This is a genomic window from Cronobacter muytjensii ATCC 51329 (assembly GCF_001277195.1).
Taxonomy (GTDB): Bacteria; Pseudomonadota; Gammaproteobacteria; order Enterobacterales; family Enterobacteriaceae; genus Cronobacter; species Cronobacter muytjensii.
Window position 1 is genome coordinate 2,469,553 of record NZ_CP012268.1, and the last position, 17,004, is coordinate 2,486,556.

Genomic DNA, 17,004 nt, shown 5'->3' on the forward strand with positions numbered 1-17,004 from the left:
TAACCAGAGAGATAATTATGAGCGTTGTGCCTGTAGCCGACGTACTCCAGGGCCGCGTTGCCGTTGACAGTGAAGTCACCGTGCGCGGGTGGGTGCGTACCCGAAGAGATTCAAAAGCTGGCATCTCCTTCCTCGCCGTTTATGACGGTTCCTGCTTTGATCCGATACAGGCTGTCATCAATAATTCTCTGCCCAATTATAATGAAGAGGTGCTGCACCTCACGACGGGCTGCTCGGTTATCGTCACCGGCAAGGTGGTCGAATCCCCGGGCGAAGGCCAGAGCTTCGAGCTGCAGGCGACCCAGGTAGAAGTCACCGGCTGGGTGGACGATCCGGACACCTACCCGATGGCGGCCAAGCGCCACAGCATCGAGTACCTGCGTGAGGTCGCGCATCTGCGTCCGCGCACCAACCTTATCGGCGCGGTCGCCCGTGTGCGTCATACGCTGGCGCAGGCGCTGCACCGTTTCTTCCACGAGCAGGGCTTCTTCTGGGTCTCCACCCCGCTGATTACCGCTTCCGATACCGAAGGCGCCGGTGAGATGTTCCGCGTCTCGACGCTGGATCTGGAAAACCTGCCGCGCGACGGCCAGGGCAAAATCGATTTCGATAAAGACTTCTTCGGCAAAGAAGCGTTCCTGACCGTTTCCGGCCAGCTGAACGGCGAAACTTACGCCTGCGCGCTGTCGAAAATTTACACCTTCGGCCCGACGTTCCGCGCCGAAAACTCCAACACCAGCCGCCACCTGGCCGAGTTCTGGATGCTGGAGCCGGAAGTCGCGTTCGCTAACCTGAACGACGTGGCGGGTCTCGCGGAAGCGATGCTGAAATATGTCTTCAAAGCCGTGCTGGACGAACGCATGGATGACATGAAGTTCTTCGCCGAACGCGTGGATAAAGAAGCGATTGATCGCCTGGAGCGTTTCATTTCTGCCGACTTCGCGCAGGTGGATTACACCGACGCGGTCGCCATCCTTGAGAAATGCGGCGAGAAATTCGAGAACCCGGTCTACTGGGGTGTGGATCTGGCGTCCGAGCATGAGCGTTATCTCGCCGAGAAACACTTTAAAGCGCCGGTTGTCGTGAAAAACTACCCGAAAGACATCAAGGCGTTCTATATGCGTCTTAACGAAGATGGCAAAACCGTGGCGGCGATGGACGTTCTTGCGCCAGGTATCGGTGAAATCATCGGCGGATCCCAGCGTGAAGAGCGCCTTGACGTGCTGGACGCGCGTATGGAAGAGATGGGCCTTAATAAAGAAGACTACTGGTGGTATCGCGACCTGCGCCGTTACGGCACCGTGCCGCACGCCGGTTTTGGTCTTGGCTTTGAACGTCTGATCGCCTATGTGACTGGCGTTCAGAACGTGCGTGATGTCATTCCCTTCCCGCGTACCCCGCGCAACGCGAATTTCTGAGTTTTACAGGGCCAGCTTGCTGGCCCTTTTTCTGCCCGCTCGCCTGTTGTCCATTTTTTATTACATTTCCCGTTCATTTTCGTTTGTATAAAAATTCATCATTTGTCTGATGGCGAATTTTTATACCGCTTCGATATAGCACATTTGGACACATCTTCCACAGACATCTGGACTTCTATCCGGCTTATCCAGTAAAACTCGCCTTGCGCTTACAATTGTATAAAAATGCGTCTTATCTAAATTAATAATAAGTTTTTCATATATATAAGAAAGGAATGGCCGAAATTTATTCACTTAAGTAATAAATTTGAGGTCTCTCACAAAGTTCCCTTACATTAATAAATTCTTACACAATATTTCTTTTTGTTACCTGATTTAGACATTTGTAGCACTTTCCGTGTAGCGAAACGATTATATGAATGGTAAGATGCCAGACAGACACAGAAAGACACCAAACTCTCATCAATAGTTCCGTAATGAATTATTGACGGCAGTGGCAGGTGTTCAAAAAAACCAATGAGGGTAATAAATAATGATGAAGCGCAATATCCTGGCAGTGGTTATCCCTGCCCTGCTGGTAGCCGGTGCAGCAAATGCTGCAGAAATCTATAACAAAAACGGCAACAAACTGGATCTTTACGGTAAAGTAAACGCCGAGCATGATTTCGTGACCTCTGGCGATAACACCAATAACGCCGATGCCACTTATGCTCAACTGGGCTTCAAAGGCGAAACCCAGATCAACGATCAGATTACTGGTTTCGGCCAGTGGGAATACCGTACCTATGCTAGCGACGCGGAAGCTGAGCAGGGTGCCAACAACTCCAGCCGTACACGTCTGGCTTTTGCTGGTCTGAAATTCGCTGATGCAGGTTCTATTGATTACGGCCGTAACTACGGTGTTGTTTATGACGTAGAATCCTTCACCGATATGGCACCGACCTGGTCTGGTGAAACCTGGGGTGGCGGTTATACCGATAACTTTATGACCAGTCGTTCTACTGGCCTGCTGACCTACCGTAACAGCAATTTCTTTGGCCTGGCCGATGGCCTGAGCTTTGCCATTCAGTACCAGGGTAAAAACGAACGTGATGATCTCCGTCGCGCTAACGGCGACGGCGTAGGTTACTCACTGGGTTATGATTTCGGTGAAGGCTTCAGCGTTATCGGTGCATACAGCAACGCTAACCGTACTCTTGATCAAAAAGATGACGGTAAAGGCGATAAAGCCGAAGCATGGGCTTTCGGCGCGAAGTACGATGCAAACAACCTGTACCTGGCAGCAGTGTATGCAGAAACGCGTAACATGAGCATTCTGGCTAACAGCTATGCTGACAATACTTCTTCTGCTACATCCTATCCGGATGAGTACTACAACGTAGCGAACAAAACCCAGAACTTTGAAGTGATTGCTCAGTACCAGTTCGACTTCGGTCTGCGTCCGTCCATTTCTTACGTACAGTCTAAAGGTAAGGACCTGAGCGCGAACCCTTACAACGGTTCTGGCTTTACCGGTGGCGATGCTGACCTGGCTAAATATGTTGAAGTTGGTGCAGCTTACTACTTCAACAAAAACTTTAGCGTGTCTGCTGACTACCGTATCAACCTGCTGGACGAAGACCAGGCTGAACGCACTGGCGGCGGCTGGGTTGGTACCGACGACCAGCTGGGCCTGGCGGCAGTTTACCAGTTCTAATCAGCACAACCTTGTTGTCTGATAGCGAAAAAACAGGGCTTCGGCCCTGTTTTTTTATGGGTAAAAGTAAATTCTGCCGACTTTTGCGATCCATGTAACTTTTCCGGGCAAACGGTTGGCATTTTGTAAATCTCCCGTTAACCTGATAGCGAATTTCCCTTCTGAAATCACAATGGAACCTCGTCATGTTTGAGAACATTACCGCCGCCCCAGCCGACCCGATCCTTGGCCTGGCCGATCTGTTTCGTGCCGACGACCGCCCGACCAAAATTAACTTAGGCATTGGTGTTTACAAGGATGAAACCGGTAAGACCCCGGTTCTGACCAGCGTTAAAAAAGCAGAACAATATCTGCTGGAAAATGAAACCACCAAAAACTACCTCGGCATTGACGGTATTCCCGAATTCGGCCGCTGCACGCAGGAATTGCTGTTCGGTAAAGCAAGCCCGGTTATCAGCGATAAACGCGCCCGCACCGCGCAGACTCCAGGCGGCACCGGCGCGCTGCGCGTCGCGGCGGATTTCCTCGCGAAAAACACCGACGTGAAACGCGTCTGGGTCTCTAACCCGAGCTGGCCGAACCATAAAGGCGTGTTTAACTCCGCCGGTCTGGAAGTGCGTGAATACGCCTATTACGACGCCGCCAACCATACGCTTGATTTCGACGGCCTGTTAAACAGCCTGCATGAAGCCCAGGCAGGCGACGTGGTGCTGTTCCACGGCTGCTGCCACAACCCGACCGGCATCGACCCGACGCTTGAGCAGTGGGAACAGCTGGCGAAGCTGTCCGCAGAAAAAGGCTGGCTGCCGCTGTTCGACTTCGCCTACCAGGGCTTTGCCCGTGGTCTGGAAGAAGACGCCGAAGGCCTGCGCGCATTCGTCGCCCTGCATAAAGAGCTTATTGTCGCGAGCTCGTTTTCGAAAAACTTCGGTCTGTACAACGAGCGCGTAGGTGCCTGTACGCTGGTGGCGGCGGATGCCGACGCGGCCGATCGCGCATTCAGCCAGATGAAATCCTGCATTCGCGCCAACTACTCAAACCCGCCGGCGCACGGAGCCTCCGTGGTCGCGACCATTCTCAGCAATGACGCGCTGCGCACCATGTGGGAGCAGGAACTGACCGATATGCGCCAGCGCATCCAGCGTATGCGTCAGCTGTTTGTGAACACGCTGGCCGAGAAAGGCGCGAACCGCGATTTCAGCTTTATCACCAAACAGAACGGCATGTTCTCCTTCAGCGGTCTGACCAAAGAGCAGGTGCTGCGTCTGCGTGAAGAGTTTGGCGTTTACGCCGTCGCATCAGGCCGTGTTAACGTTGCGGGCATGACGCCGGATAACATGGCGCCGCTGTGCGAAGCCATTGTCGCTGTGCTGTAATGAGAGCGTAAAAGCAAAAGGGCCGCACTGAGCGGCCCTTTTTGTTGGAGGCAAATTACCAGACCGGCATTTCATCCTGCAGGAAAGGATTATGCAGACGCTCATGACCGAGCGTCGACATCGGGCCGTGGCCAGGAATAAAGGTGACGTCATCGCCGAGCGGCAGCAGCTTACGCTTGATGGAATCGATCAGATGACCGTGATCGCCGCGCGGAAAATCGCTGCGCCCCACCCCGCCTTTGAATATCACGTCGCCGGAAACCAGCAGACGTGACTGCGCGTCGAAAAAGACGATATGGCCCGGCGTGTGGCCCGGGCAGTGCAACACGCTAAGCGAAATATTGCCAACGCTCACCGTGTCGCCTTCATTGAGCCAGCGGTCTGGCGTCAGCGGCTGACACTCATCGAGCCCGAACATACGGCTCTGGGCCGGTAAGCCCTGCAGCCAGAACTCATCTTCTTTTTCCGGGCCGATAATGGGGATGTCGTAGTGCGCCGCAAGCTCTGCCGCCGCGCCGACATGGTCAAGGTGACCATGTGTCAACAGGATCTGCCGCAGCGTGACGCCCTTCTGAGCGACCTCTTCCTTGATACGCTGCGCGTCGCCGCCGGGGTCCACCAGGGCTGCCTGTTGCGTCTCCTCACACCAGATTAACGAGCAGTTCTGGGCGAACGCCGTTACCGGAATAATATGATAGTTCATACCGCTCCTTTTACCCGGCGCGCTGCCGGGGTCGTTAATTACCAGTGCCTTAGCGGCCCGGTATCAATATGCACAAAGTTACTGCTGGGGTAGTATCCTACACCACCGGCGCGCAGAGATAACGCCGCTTTGCGAATATTGCTTAACGAAATACCTTCGATATGAAAATCCATCGCCTGGCCTTTGGTGTGGTAGCTGTGCTTTGCCACGCCGCGGCTTTTGGATCGCAGCTCGTTATTGGTATCAACGGAGCGATAGCCGGAGATCAGCTGTACCGGCTTGCGGGTGCCGAGCAGGCCCTGCAAACGGAACAGCTGGTCAAATAAACGGGGGTCGATCGCTTTTACCTTATTTGCCCGGTAATCACGAAAGAAATGGTTAAGCTTTGCTAATTCATCCTGAATATAGCCCCGGCCATCGAAAAATTCGGCCTTAATCGATTCGCCGGTATGTAAGTTATTCAGCGTAAGAATACGCGGTCGCGGCGTCGACAGAGTAGCAAACGCAGGCGTGGGCAGTATTGCAGCGCCTAAAGCGGCGCCGCCAAACGCCAGCAGTTTGCGGCGGTGAGCGTCAATTTTATCCATGATATTCAGGTCTACAATCAATATGAACAATAACTATGCACTTCTGGCGCACGAGAGGCACCTTAACCGCCAGCCGGGGGGGAGTCAATACAGGTCAAAGCCAGGAATAACGGGCCTTTTTTCACGTTTGGCCCGTTTTATGTTCATATTGAGCAGGTTAAGTCCGCGGAATTAAACCTGTTAGCGGATGAGTTGTTCCACTTTCGGGAGAATTTGTGCGCCCGATCGCGCGGTGTGATCATAATTGTAAATATCTGTACGATATTGCGGACGTCCGTCTTCACCAATAAACGCGGTCAGATAATAGAGGTTCACCGGAATGGTCTGCGGAATATTTACGTAACGCGTATTCCCCTCTTTCAGCGTCTGCGAAATACGCGAATCATTCCAGCCCGCATCCTGTAGCAGCATATTGGCAAGCTCTGAGGCTTTATTCACGCGCACGCAGCCGGAGCTGAGCGCCCGCGCGTCGCGCTGGAACAGATTATGGTTCGGCGTGTCGTGCAGATAAATAGCATCTGAGCTTGGCATGTTGAACTTATAACGCCCCAGCGAGTTATGCGCGCCCGGCGCCTGCTGGAACCGGAACGGCAGGTTCGACGGCGTAATCGTCGCCCAGTCCACCATCCACGGATCCACGACCTCAGCGTTGCTGCTCCAGCCGTTCAGCACCGTATAGCCGTGGCTTTCAAGATAACCCGGATCGTTCCAGACTTTCGGCAGAATGTCTTTGCGCGCAAGCGTTGGCGGCACGTTCCACGGCGGGTTCACCACTACGTTATTCAGCGCGCTGCTCATCAGCGGCGTTTTACGATCCGGACGGCCGACAATCACCCGCGACGCCAGCACCTGATTGCCGTTCTGGTAATAGACCAGCGAATATTCCGGAATATTGACCATAATGCCGGTATCGAGTTTGCCCGGCAGCAGGCGCAAGCGCTGAATATTGAGCGCCAGCAGCGCAGCACGCTCGGCTGGCGTCACGTTTAACCAGTCGCGGGTCGACTGGCCAATCACGCCATCCGCGCCAAGCCCTTGCCATTTCTGGAAACGTTTCACCGCCGCGACCAGGTCTTTGTCGTACACCCCGCGGGTCGGGTTTTTCGCGCTGGTCTGGCTGGCCGTTTGCGGCGCGGCGGACGGGCTGACGACGCCGTTATTATCGCCCGGCAGGACGATATCCGGGCCGCCATCCAGCATGCCCGTACGCTGTAAAATTTCTTTCAGGGCCGGGATGTCGTTGCTCCACTGGCCAGGGCGTAGTTTTTCTTTGCCGGTCATCTGCGGCCACGGGCGCGTGTCCGCGACCAGTTGCAGCAGCGAGGCGTGCATTGCGGCGTATTGCGGGTGCGCCGGCGCCAGCGAGCGGACAAATGCCGGAACCGAGCCATTATCCAGCGCGACCTGCCACTGGTTAAGCACCGTCAACGCGGGCAGCTCTGGTTTGTAGGGTTTAGCGCTGTAGAGCCAGCGATTGCCCTGGCTTGGAATGCCGGAGATAAAATGCAGATAGCCGACCATCGCGTCGCTCAGCACGATATCGCGGGCAAGGCCGGTGACCGCCGGGTTTGTCAGCTGTTCCACCCAGGCGGTGAACTGCGGCTGGAAACCGGCGAGCGCCACTTCCGCGAGCTGCTGCTGGAACGCCTGAACCGCGTCGCGGTTCTCCCACATTGGCTTCAGATCGCGGGCGGCATACAGGCCCACCAGCGCGTTCATATAGACTGGCGTAAAACCTGCAGGCAGCGCCGCCTGGAGCTGTGCGCGCGCGCTTGCAAGACGGCTCGCGGCGTCAGGCGCCGCATTTGCCGCGAGGAACATCATTCCCGGCGACAGCGCGATCGGCTGCGCGCTCAGCGTGGTGATGCTGTCGGTAGCGATCAGTTCCGGTTCGTCGGCATACGCGTTAAACAGTGGAGCGATACTGAGAGCCAGACACAAACTCAGCGCTGACCGTCGAAAACCATGCATATTGTTAAGCACCATCCCTTGCCCCCTGTTTTTCAGAATAGTTCGGCACTCAGGCTTATTTTGAGTATATAAAGAGAAAAAACCATTTGCCTGACCGAATGTAAAGAAGTTTAAAGATTTGCTGACCAAAAAGAAAGCGGGCCGAAGCCCGCTCTTTATGGTGATGTCATTACGAAACTTCTGCCGCGCCCGGCAACGCTTCCGTTGGCGGTGCGGCAAAACCGCGCAGCCCCACCACATGCACGTGTTCGTGATTCTGGAACACTTTACGCACCAGTTTATAGGTCGTGCCTTTTTCAGGGCTGATGTTTTCCGGCGCCGCGATAATCAGCTGCATCTGCAGGCGCTCGCACAGCTCGAACAGCGTGGCGATGGAACGGGCGTCAAGGCGCGCCGCTTCGTCGAGGAACAAGAGGCGACATGGCGAAATATCTTTGCCGCGCAGACGGCTCGACTCATCTTCCCAGCTCTGGACCACCATCACCAGAATCGACATCCCGGTGCCGATCGCCTCGCCGGTCGAGAGCGCGCCGCTCTCCGCCCGCAGCCAGCCGTCGGAGCCGCGGTTAACCTCGACTTCCATCTCCAGATAATTGCGGTAATCAAGCAGCTCTTCGCCGATGGTCTGGGCAGTGCGCTGGCCCATGTCTATCTGCGGATTCAGGCGCTGCCAGAGTTTCGCCAGCGCTTCGGAGAAGGTCAGGCGGTTACTGTTAAACAAGTCCTGGTGCTGTTCATGTTGTTCGGCGAGTACATCCAGCAGCGTCGCATGGCTTTCACGCACGTTGACGTTCAGGCGCACGCTGTTGACCTGCCCGAAAGAAACGCTCTGTAGCCCCTGGTTGAGCATCCGGATACGGTTCTGTTCGCGCTGAATGGTTTTGCGAATAATATTCGCCACGCTGCGGGAGCTTATCGCCAGTTTCTGCTCGCGCGACGTAAGCTCTTCCGTCAGGCGGCCCAGCTCAATCTCCATCTGCTCAATGGCCTCGACCGGGTCATCGGTGCGGATAATATCCTGACGGATACGCTCGCGCAGATGCTGGTAGACCGCGACGAAGAACTGAATTTTACGTTCCGGACGTTTAGGATCTTCAGACAGGCGCAGCACGTCGCGCAGATGTTCGTTATCCGCGACCGCGAGGCGCAGCGCGCCGAGCGCTTTATCCGACATCGACCGCAAATCGTCGCCGGAATGATACGCCAGTTCGCGACGGTGCAGGCGCCGTTCGACGCCGTTGTCTTTCACCATACGCATCACCGCACACCAGCCCGCTTTCGCGCTCACCACCTGTTCGCGCATCTCGTGGTAGTTACGCTCAAGGCGTTTCAGGCTGCGGGTCAGGTTATCCATTTCCGCTTCGCACAGCGTCAGCTGTTTTTCCAGCTGGTTGCGGCGCGAGCGGTTGTTGCTAAGACGCGTATGCAGTTCATCGCGACGCTGGCGGGCGCGCTCTTCGGCGCTGGCATCGGCGCGTACGCCGATATCCTGAAGCTCGCGCTGTAAATCGCCCAGCATCTCTTTTTTGGTATCAAACGAGCTTTTCAGCGACGCCAGCACCTGATGATACTGGCTGAGCTTCGCCGCATGAGTACGCAACGCTTCGCGGGCGCGGGTACGCTCGGCCTCCGCCTGCTCCAGACGCTGGCGCAGTTTTTCATTGAGATCGGTATTGCCGCTGAGCATCTGCGCTGAGTCGCTGTAGCTGAAGTGCGCGCGACGCTGCACTACTTCGCTCAGCGCGAAGGCTTGCTGACGGGCATCGCGCTGAGTCTGACGCGCCTGCTCGTAATCCTGTTTCAGCTGATCAAACTGCTCCGGATCGCTTTGCAGGACAGAGGCTACCGGCTCAAGCTTCGCCAGCGCGCTGCCGTGCTGGGAGATAAAGCGCGCAGCGTCCTGGGCTTCCGCCAGACGCTCCTGAATTTCATCAACGCGGTCCGCCAGGCTGTCATCCGCCAGCAGGCTCAGGCGCGGCAGCAGGCGGTTAAGCTGGGCGACGCCCTCTTTTGCCTGTTCAAACTGCACGCGCTGTTGCTGGTTGTCGTTTTCGTGCTGGCTGATGGCACGCTCGATTTCGCTGCGGCGCGTGTTGAGCTTGCGGATTTCCGCTTCCGGATCCGCCTCAAACGCCACGGCCAGATGCTGGCCGACAAAGCGGCTAAACGCCTGATGCAAACGCTGGGTTTTCTGCACGTCGAAAGAGAGTGTCGCGTAACGTTCGGCGAGCGCTTCGCGTTCGGCATGCAGGTTCTCGATGCGGCTTTCTCGCGCGGCGCGGCCAAACAGCGGCAACGACGGGAAGCGGGAGTAGCGCCACTGGCGCTCGGCGACTTTCACCACTACCGCTTTTTCCAGCTCTTCAACGCTGAAAACGCTGTCATCGAAGGACTGCGGGTCACCTTCTATCAGGTAGAGATCTTCCGGGCACTCTTCAAGGCCGTCGAGGAGCTCGCGCACCCTTGAGAGATCCGGCACGACAATCGCGTGACGCGACGGGCCATACAGCGCCGAGAAGTAAGGCGCGTCTTCAAGGGAGACGTCGTCATAAATCTCAGACAGCAGTACGCCGCCAAAGCGTTCCGCCAGCGCGTTCAGACGCGCGTCTTCGGCCCCGCCCGGCTGGCTTAAGCGTTCAATCTCTTCATCAACCGCTCGCTTACGCGCGCCTACTTCGTCGCGCTCGACGATGGCTTCACGTTCGCGCTCCAGTAACTGCTGAAGGTATTCGGTGACCTGCTGGCCGGACTCAAACGTCTCGCCGCTCTGTTCGCTTATCTGGTTAAGGCTGTTTTGCGCCGCCAGCCAGACGGGCGCCTGGCTGGTGAGCGTCTTCACGCGGCTCTGGATCTGCTCCAGTTCCTGACGCAGCGTCATGCGCTGTTCGCCCGCCTGAGCAACGCTGTCGGAGAGCGCGGCGATGCGCGCTTCCAGCTCTTCATTGAGCGCTTCGAGATCTTCAGGATCGTAATCTTTGCCCTGACGCTTGCAGAAATCAGCCAGCAAACGCTCGGCGTCCTGCTGTTCGCGCAGGCGCTGCTCCAGCTCGGAAAGGCGCATGCGCAGCGGCTGTACCTGTTCGGCCAGATGACGCTGCTGACTGGCGTCGCGCAGCAGTTCACGCGCGACGCTCCACGCTTCAGCGCGGCTCACCGGGCCGTTAATGGATGTGACCAGTTGATAAGCCTGTTCGAACTGGCTGTGCGCGGTTTGCGCGACGCTCATTTTCTGCTCAAGCGACAGCAGGCGCTCGGTGGCCTCCTGCTCTTTCGCCTGGAACGTATCCAGCCATTCGTCAGCGCTTTCGGCGGTCAGATCCGGCAGATGGCACAGTTCACGGGCACGCTCCAGCGCGGTCAGCGCCTGTTGATACTGGATAGCGCGGGTCTGCTGGACGTCAAGCGCCTGCTGATAATCCGCAAGCTGGCTTTTGAGCTCGTCAACTTCCAGCTCGGCGGCTTCGGCGCGGGCCTCGTTCTCTTCCTGCTGCTCGGCCGCTTCAGCCACCACTTCGCTCTGTTCTTCCAGGCGAATTTGCAGCTCTTCAAGGTCGGCGTCGTAGCGCTCAATTTTCTCCTGCTGGCGCAGCGCAGTCTGCACCAGATTGAGGTGGTCGCTCGCGGCCTGATAATCGGTTTCGAGATCGCCTTCGGCACCGGCGTGCTCGGAGAGCTCGCGCGCCATATCGACATGTTTATATTGTTCGGCAGCGAGCTGCTTGCGGCTGGTGAACAGCTCGCGGCGCAGCTCCAGCGCCTGGTCAAGATGAATGCGGCGCTCATTGGCGTGTCGCATATAATCCGCCGCCACGTAGTTGGTGGCTTCGGAGATCAGGTGCTTGAACAGATCGCGGTCCGACTGGGTCACGCGGATCGCTTCCAGCGTCATGCGGTTTTCGCGCAGCGCCGCTTCCATATCCTGGAATGCCTTACGCACGCCGCCGTTTTCCGGCAGCAGGTAGTCGCGCAGCGAGCGGGTAATAGCGCTGGAGATACCGCCATAGAGCGACGCTTCAATCAGGCGGTAATATTTGCTGCGATCGGATGCTGAGCGCAGACGACGCGCCACCACGCCCAGATCGAACATCAACGAGTGGTAATCGGTAATGGAGTTAAACAGCTTAAGCTGCACCCCTTCCATCGCATCAATTTTGTCTTTCAGTTCGTTGAGGCTCAGCACGCGCGCCTGACGGTCGTTCAGGGTTTCCGTCAGGAGCTGCGTCGGCAGCATGGCGCTCGGCAGGCCCTGAATAGCGAACGGTTTGATGTCCACTTTACGATCGCGCCCGGCGACCTGCTGCAGACGCACACCCACCAGCACGCGCTGATGGCGCGAGTTAACGACGTCAAGCACTGAATAACAGACGCCCGCTTTGAGTTTGCCGTGCAGGCCTTTATCGCGCGAGCCGCTGGTCGCGCCCGCTTCGGTAGTATTACGGAAGTGCAGCAGCGTGAGGTCCGGGATCAATGCCGTGACAAACGCCGCCATCGTGGTCGATTTCCCGGCGCCGTTGCCGCCGGACAGCGTGGTGACCAGTTCATCGAGATCAAACGTCCGGGCAAAAAAGCCGTTCCAGTTGATAAGCGTTAGCGAGCGAAACTTACCGCGTTCAATCATTGTCATCCTCCGCGTTATCCTGCTGGGTATCGTCGTTCTCATCATTGAGCTGCAGGTGGTTTTCCACCGGCATCGCTTCGCCGTCGCGGATCATGCGCAGCTGCGCATCGCGCGGGTCGTCGCCGGCGCGCACGTCCGCACCGAAGCGGAATACCGACTCAGTGATGCGGAATTTGCTGCTGTCATGGCCCATAAACCAGACCATACCGAGACGACGCAGGCGGCTCAGGGAAGAGCGCACTTTCTCCTGCAGCTTCTGACGGTCGAGATCCGACCCGGTTGAGCGGTTGTTCACCAGCTTCAGTAATCTGGTCTCATCCGCCAGCGCCAGCAGCTCATCATACAGCTCCTGCTGGGTGAAGATGCCTTCGTTCGCCAGCCGCTCGGGGCTCAGGTAGAGATAGCAGAGGATTTTGCCGACCATCATATCCAGCTCGGATAGCACCGAGCGCGGGATGAGCGTGGTGGAGCGCGGACGGAGATAGAAAAATCCTTCCGGCGCGCGGATAAGCTCCACGCTATAGCGGCTGTAGAACTCTTCCAGCTCGCCCTGGAAGTCCATCAGAAAGGCGTGATTATCCAGTTCATCCAGGCCAATGTGACGCCCGGCGCGCAACTGGCTGTCGAGCGCCGGAAACAGCGGATTCGCGAGCGCCAGCGCCAGCTTCACTGGCATCACGTGTTCAATATTTGTCGATGACATTCGCCTGTACCTTGGCTCCATAATCATTAATCGGCTGCCATTTGGCCGGCAGCCCGGTAAAGTCCGCTTCAGCGACGCCCAGACGCACTGCCTGGTCTACCACAATGCGCGCCACGTCGAAATGACGGGCCCGCGGGAACTGAGTCAGGTATTCGCGCATCACGACGCTTAAGTCGAGCGGCTGCTGGCGTTCCCGGTAGACGTCAAGCTGGGCTTCAATCATCGCCGCCAGCTGTTCGCGGATCTCGTTAAACTCTTCAAATTCCAGATCCGGCGGGAGTTCGCCGGTGACTTCTTCATCGCGCAGCGTCATCTCTTCATCGCGCATATCGAGCAGACGATCGGCGCTGGCGTAGGTGAGCGCCCACGGCGCGTCGAAATAGTTCTGTACCGACTGGCGCAGGCGCTGGGCAAAGACGCGGTTTTTATCCATATCAATCGCGGTACGGATAAATTTATGGACGTGACGGTCATAGCCGATCCACAGGTCAATCGCCTGCTGGCCCCAGCTGATAATACGGTCGAGCTTGCTTTGCAGGTCATACGTCAGGCGGTCGATGAAATGCAGATCGTCACGGCCAAGCGTCGCTTCCTGAATTTGCAGCAGGTTGGCCTGCAGCTTATCGCCCGCCGCCTCCAGCGTATCCTGCAATTCACGCAGCGTGCCGGAGGTCTCCGACAGCAGCAGTTCGCAGCTGGAGATCGCCGCGCGCCAGTCTTTATTCAGCAACTGGGCAATATCGTCTTTTACCAGCTGTTGCTGCTCGTCCATGATGCGCTGAGTGAGATCGATGCTGTCGAAAATTTCTGCCACCGAATATTTGAGCGGCGCGTAAACGTTGCGGTGCCAGTGGAATTCATCGCCCCCTTCCAGGGCAGCGTCCGCAGCGCGTTTGAGTTCACTGGCCACGATCGAGAGCTGCATGGACAGGCGTAGCGTGGAGAATTCACGCTGGCGGATATAGTAATCAGTGATGCCGATACCCAGCGGCGTCAGGCGATAAATCGCGTTGCCTTCCGCCTGTTCGCTGGTAAAGCGGTTAAGCAGACGCTGGCGCACCATGTCGTTAATGGCGTTGTTGGCGCGCTGGGCGACCGTCTCTGTGGATTGCTCAAACGCGTCGCTGACGTGGCGAAACGCGTCCACCAGCTCCCCTTCGCTCATTTCGCCGTCCAGCCTTTCACCGTTCAGCGTGGCGATAGCCAGCAAAAACGCCAGCCTGTCCACCGGAAGCTGGATCGAGAAATCGTTTTTCCTGGCCCAGGCAACCAGTTCAGGGACTGTCTGGGAAAAAGTACTCATAATTTATCCTTGGATCTCCGGCTTAAACGCAGTGACATGGATGTATCGGCCCAGGCTCACCCAGGGCTCCTGTCGGCAGTAACGCGTTTCAAGCTCAAGCAGCGTCTCGTATTCGTCGCGCTGCTGATGTTTTTCACGCAGATAGTCATGGAAAACTCGCACGCCGGTTTTGCTGTGGATCTGCCAGCCCATCTCTTCAAGCCAGCGGTAAACCTGCTGCGGCTCGCGCGGGTAATCCGGCGAAAGGGTGCGTTTTTTCTTTTTGGGCATGCCTTGTTGCACGTAGGCGAAGTTACCTGCCACCATGTTGTGCATCAGCAGGCCGTTGGCGTTGTAGAACATCAGTGAGAGCGCGCCGCCCGGCGCCAGGCATTGCCATAAATGGCGCAGCGCCGCCTGCGGATCGGCCACCCATTCCAGCACAGCGTGAAACAATATCAGATCAACCGGGCTTTCCAAATGCTGACCTGCGTCCTGCGCGGCGCATTGTACAAAATGCATGTTGCCGCTCACACCTTTCTCCTGGGCGGCCTGACGCGCGCGGGCTATCATTTCCGCCGAGAGATCGCACAGCAACACCTGATGGCCACGCTCAGCGAGGCGACAGGCGGTTTGCCCCTCGCCGCCGCCGGCGTCAAGCACGCGCAGTGGACGGTCGGGCAAGGCGCTTAACAACGCGTCGAGATCCTGCCAGAGGATAGCCTGACGCAACTGGCCTTTTGTTGTACCGTAAATGTTGCGCGCAAACTTTTCGGCGATGTCATCAAAATTGCGATCCCGCATGGGCACACTCTCCAGGTGATAAGCGCATCCGGCAAAACCGCTATTTTGTCACAGCCGGAGGGAGAATGAACCCATCTGGCGTAAGATAGGCAGCCTTTACCTGCCGTATGGTTAAAAAAGGACCCATAACCGATGCTTTTTATTCTGAAAAAAATCACCGGCGCGCTGCTGCTGCCGCTGCCGTTTCTGCTACTGATGATGGGCATCGCGCTGGCGCTGCTGTGGTTCACGCGATTTAAGAAAAGCGGGAAAGTGTTAATGACGGCAAGCTGGCTGGTTTTGCTGCTATTGAGCCTGCAACCGGTCGCCGACGGCCTGCTAAGACCCGTGGAAGATGATTACCCCACCTGGCGCGGCGAAAAGGCGAATTATATTGTGGTGCTGGGCGGCGGCTACACCTGGAACGACAAATGGGCGCCCAGCTCGAATCTTATCAATAACAGCCTGCCACGGGTGACCGAAGGGGTGCGGCTGTGGCTGGCCAATCCCGGCGCGAAGATGGTCTTTACCGGCGCGCGCGCCACTACTAATCCGGTGAGCACGGCGGAAGCGGGCGCCCGCGTGGCAGAAAGCTTAGGCGTTCCGCGTAGCGACATCATTACGCTTGATACGCCCAGAGATACGGAAGAAGAAGCGGCGGCTGTCGCGAAAGCGCTGGGCAAGGAGCCGTTTTTGCTGGTTACCTCGGCATCTCATCTGCCGCGCGCGGTAATTTTCTTCAGGCGACAGGGGTTAAACCCGATCCCCGCGCCCGCCAACCAGATGGCGATAACGTCGCCGCTTAATCCTTGGGAGCGTATTTATCCGTCCTCGCTGTGGCTGATGCATAGCGAACGCGCCGGGTATGAGATCCTCGGGCGCGTCTGGCAGTGGATGAAAGGCATGGGTTCAGGCGACCCAGGGCAGAAGTGATTCCGATGCGGTGTTAAACGCCGCGCGGTTCATTTTGCCGGTTTGTAACAGTTGCGCCACTTCATCCCACAACACGTAGAGCCAGCGGCGCCAGAGGAAGGACTCCGCGACCGGCGCGCGCTGGAGATAACGCCAGAAGAGGCTTTCGGCAAGCGGTGTGTCGAAAAGGCGGAACAGCTCATACTCGCGCGGCGCCCAGAGCACGATGCCCGGGTTGACCATCGCCAGCAGTTGATCGCTGCGCGCGTCTTTCAACATGCTGCGCAGATTGAAATTCCCGTGGATCAGCACGCAGTTATCGTTAAACCCGGCGAACATCCCCTCAAGGCATTCGCGCGTACGAAACAGCATGCGTTTATCCTGCATTGTCAGGCCGGTATTCTGATACTGATTGAGCGTGCTCCAGAGCACCTCGACCCGCTGGCGATACCAGAACGGCCAGAGATTTTCCTGGGTGCTGTCGACGCTCCCCACGCAGCCGTGGCTGTCGACGCGGTGCCAGCTTAACAGCGCTTCGATTATCTGATCCTGCAACTGCTCCCAGCGCTGCGGCGTGCGCGCCGGCGCTTCCACCGGCACCCCGCGCAGACGCTCCATCAGCAGTACATCCGGCCCCGGATGTTCTTCGTGGGTCATCACGCCGTACACTACCGGCAGACGCACCGTGCCGTAACGCGCCAGTATCGACATTTTCCCGGCCTGCTGTTGCGCAAGCCCGGGCGAGGTAAAGCTTCGTGCCAGCAGCGGCAGCGGATTGCCTTTGCTGTCATACAGCGACCAGAGCGCCGTATCCGGTTTTTCGCTGATGCATTCAAGCCGACTGAGTTTTTCACCTAACAGATGACTGAGTTCCGCACGCAGTTGATCCATTTGCCGTTACCCTTATAAAAGCTGTTGTTTTTATAATGGGCGTCCTGAAGGCAGATGTCATCTG

At 57.1% G+C, this 17,004-nt stretch carries 12 protein-coding genes; 4 read left to right on the plus strand and 8 right to left on the minus strand.

The window, feature by feature from the left end:
• Window positions 1–17 precede the first annotated feature (17 nt).
• The 3 genes from asnS to AFK63_RS11515 all read left to right on the plus strand — a co-directional run bounded on the left by asnS (window position 18) and on the right by AFK63_RS11515 (window position 4,490).
• Complete coding sequence (gene asnS / locus AFK63_RS11505) at window positions 18–1,418, plus strand: asparagine--tRNA ligase (RefSeq protein WP_038863786.1); 1,401 nt, start codon at window positions 18–20, stop codon at window positions 1,416–1,418.
• A gap of 532 nt (window positions 1,419–1,950) precedes the next feature.
• Window positions 1,951–3,114, plus strand: coding sequence for a porin (locus tag AFK63_RS11510; RefSeq protein ID WP_038863787.1), 1,164 nt, complete (start codon window positions 1,951–1,953; stop codon window positions 3,112–3,114).
• A gap of 185 nt (window positions 3,115–3,299) precedes the next feature.
• Window positions 3,300–4,490 (plus strand): amino acid aminotransferase, encoded by a 1,191-nt coding sequence (locus tag AFK63_RS11515; protein WP_038863789.1) that lies wholly within the window; start codon window positions 3,300–3,302, stop codon window positions 4,488–4,490.
• Window positions 4,491–4,545: 55 nt separating this feature from the next.
• On the opposite strand, the gene AFK63_RS11520 is transcribed toward AFK63_RS11515, so the two are convergent.
• From AFK63_RS11520 to cmoM, 7 genes are all read right to left on the minus strand, one after another.
• Window positions 4,546–5,193 carry an MBL fold metallo-hydrolase gene (locus tag AFK63_RS11520; protein WP_038863791.1) on the minus strand — a complete coding sequence of 216 codons (648 nt, stop codon included), beginning with the start codon at window positions 5,191–5,193 and terminating at the stop codon, window positions 4,546–4,548.
• Between the two features lie 38 nt (window positions 5,194–5,231).
• Window positions 5,232–5,780, minus strand: a complete 549-nt coding sequence (locus tag AFK63_RS11525; RefSeq protein WP_032805302.1) for a YcbK family protein — start codon at window positions 5,778–5,780, stop codon at window positions 5,232–5,234.
• Window positions 5,781–5,960: 180 nt separating this feature from the next.
• The gene (ldtD, locus tag AFK63_RS11530; protein ID WP_038863792.1) at window positions 5,961–7,766 is read right to left on the minus strand and encodes a L,D-transpeptidase; all 1,806 of its coding nucleotides are present in this window, start codon (window positions 7,764–7,766) and stop codon (window positions 5,961–5,963) included.
• A gap of 154 nt (window positions 7,767–7,920) precedes the next feature.
• A complete protein-coding gene (gene mukB, locus AFK63_RS11535; RefSeq protein ID WP_038863793.1) occupies window positions 7,921–12,369 on the minus strand; it encodes a chromosome partition protein MukB in 4,449 nt (1,482 codons plus the stop codon).
• The gene (mukE, locus tag AFK63_RS11540) at window positions 12,362–13,072 is read right to left on the minus strand and encodes a chromosome partition protein MukE (protein WP_038863795.1); all 711 of its coding nucleotides are present in this window, start codon (window positions 13,070–13,072) and stop codon (window positions 12,362–12,364) included. The genes mukB and mukE overlap by 8 nt, the downstream gene beginning before the upstream one ends.
• Window positions 13,053–14,375, minus strand: coding sequence for a chromosome partition protein MukF (gene mukF / locus AFK63_RS11545; RefSeq protein WP_038863796.1), 1,323 nt, complete (start codon window positions 14,373–14,375; stop codon window positions 13,053–13,055). Before mukF ends, mukE begins: the two co-directional genes overlap by 20 nt.
• A gap of 3 nt (window positions 14,376–14,378) precedes the next feature.
• Window positions 14,379–15,158, minus strand: coding sequence for a tRNA uridine 5-oxyacetic acid(34) methyltransferase CmoM (cmoM, locus tag AFK63_RS11550; protein ID WP_038863797.1), 780 nt, complete (start codon window positions 15,156–15,158; stop codon window positions 14,379–14,381).
• A 132-nt stretch (window positions 15,159–15,290) separates the two neighbouring features.
• Between cmoM and elyC the strand changes: the two genes are divergently transcribed.
• A complete protein-coding gene (elyC, locus tag AFK63_RS11555) occupies window positions 15,291–16,070 on the plus strand; it encodes an envelope biogenesis factor ElyC (RefSeq protein WP_038863798.1) in 780 nt (259 codons plus the stop codon).
• Here the strand turns inward: elyC and AFK63_RS11560 are convergent.
• Window positions 16,047–16,940: a YcbJ family phosphotransferase gene (locus tag AFK63_RS11560; protein ID WP_038863799.1), complete on the minus strand. Its 894-nt coding sequence runs from the start codon at window positions 16,938–16,940 to the stop codon at window positions 16,047–16,049. The genes elyC and AFK63_RS11560 overlap by 24 nt on opposite strands.
• Window positions 16,941–17,004 lie beyond the last annotated feature (64 nt).